Raw genomic sequence first — 1,388 nt, 5'->3', positions numbered from 1 at the left:
ATATCAGCGATTACTGGAAGCAGGAAAACCCAAAAAAGTAGCCATCATTGCCTGTGTTAGAAAGATGGTTGTGATCCTGAATTCAATGCTAAGAGACGGAACTATGTGGAATGAAAATATGGCGAAAAATTAACTATTGACGCCATACTCGTTTGTTATGCTTAAGCTTCAATGGCTTACGTTTTAATTGAATTAAGATTAACTCGACTTTGATTTACAAACAAAAACCAAAACGTAGAAAACAGAAATGACTCATAATTTTGAAAATCAGACTTTGAACTTTGGCAGTCAAAACTCAAAAACCTAAGATCAAATTTCTGACTGAGGCAACTCTCAGAATTTCTAGCGCCAAAGAATAAGTGTCCAGAAAACAGCGCTCACTGAAGCCAACTTGCCGACAAACACCAAACTGAAAAGCCGAGGGAACAAAGAAAAACCATAAACCACTGATTTTACGTGATTAAGCATAACGCCCAATTAAGGCGTGACCAACGCTACCACAAACTTGAACATACCACCTAAAACACAAAACCCAACGATGGAACGAAAAGTACCATGCGTTGGGAATCGCTCTTAAATTGTTTGTTATGTGAAAACCTAAACGTTACTCAAACCACTGTTTTAGCGTTTCTTTTGCTTTCTGAGTATGCTTATCTTTGATGTGGGCAGCCACTGAAGCTGTAGCAGCAATCAAAACACCTAGATCATCTGAATATCCAACAATGGGTGTAATGTCAGGAATTGCATCTATGGGAGAAATAAAGTACCCAAGAGCTCCATACACTACGGTTTTTGCCCATACTGGAGTATCAGAATCACTTGCTGCGTAATAAAGCTTAAGGGCTGGTTCTAATACCGTTTCACCGGCAGCTTTTGCATAACCTTTAACTTTATCCCAGAAACTATCATCGTTAAATTGAGAAGCATATTCGTTATTTTTGTCCATAAATCAGCCACTATAATCACAATAAAAACATATGATAATCAAATAGCTAAGCTTCTTCATTTAATTATTACCGATTATTGAAATATGCTCTAAATATGGCGAGCTAGATCACATAACGCTGCGTTAAGGGGTGAATGCCGCATAAACCAAGCTTCCGCAGACCACTTTCACCACCAAAACTCACTGCAAAACAAAAATGCCACGCGGCATGAATCCCGCTTAAACGCCTTGTATGGATAATAACTAACGAATCAGGGTAAGGTGAGACCCAGACTTTAGCTGCAACTAAAGTTCTCTATCTGATAGTTCGATTGAACGCTGGCTCCTCTATTGAGAGACCGATAACAAGAACGAACATCAGATAGAACTCCAAGCATCACACTCGAATAGTCTTCTGGGTCTCGAGCCCGCATTTCGCAAGCAAGAGTTAGCTTATTATGAA

At 39.2% G+C, this 1,388-nt stretch carries 2 protein-coding genes and 1 pseudogene; 1 reads left to right on the top strand and 2 read right to left on the bottom strand.

What is annotated here, in order from left to right:
- Window positions 1-133, top strand: a pseudogene (locus CIK04_RS08410) (IS110 family transposase); the annotation flags it as partial.
- Window positions 134-604: 471 nt separating this feature from the next.
- Here the strand turns inward: CIK04_RS08410 and CIK04_RS08405 are convergent.
- Both CIK04_RS08405 and CIK04_RS08400 read right to left on the bottom strand, forming a co-directional pair.
- The gene (locus CIK04_RS08405) at window positions 605-946 is read right to left on the bottom strand and encodes a YkvA family protein (RefSeq protein WP_055045082.1); all 342 of its coding nucleotides are present in this window, start codon (window positions 944-946) and stop codon (window positions 605-607) included.
- Window positions 947-1,049: 103 nt separating this feature from the next.
- Window positions 1,050-1,187 (bottom strand): DUF3265 domain-containing protein, encoded by a 138-nt coding sequence (locus CIK04_RS08400; protein ID WP_097353762.1) that lies wholly within the window; start codon window positions 1,185-1,187, stop codon window positions 1,050-1,052.
- Window positions 1,188-1,388: the final 201 nt, after the last annotated feature.

The sequence above is a fragment of the Vibrio sp. 03_296 genome (assembly GCF_002265885.1).
Note: the sequence above shows the minus strand (reverse complement) of the source record. Positions and strands in the feature narration are given on the sequence as shown.

Bases quoted from the DNA above. Each gene is read 5' to 3' on its own strand.
- CIK04_RS08405 (WP_055045082.1), bottom strand. From the start codon at position 946: ATGGACAAAAATAACGAATATGCTTCTCAATTTAACGATGATAGTTTC.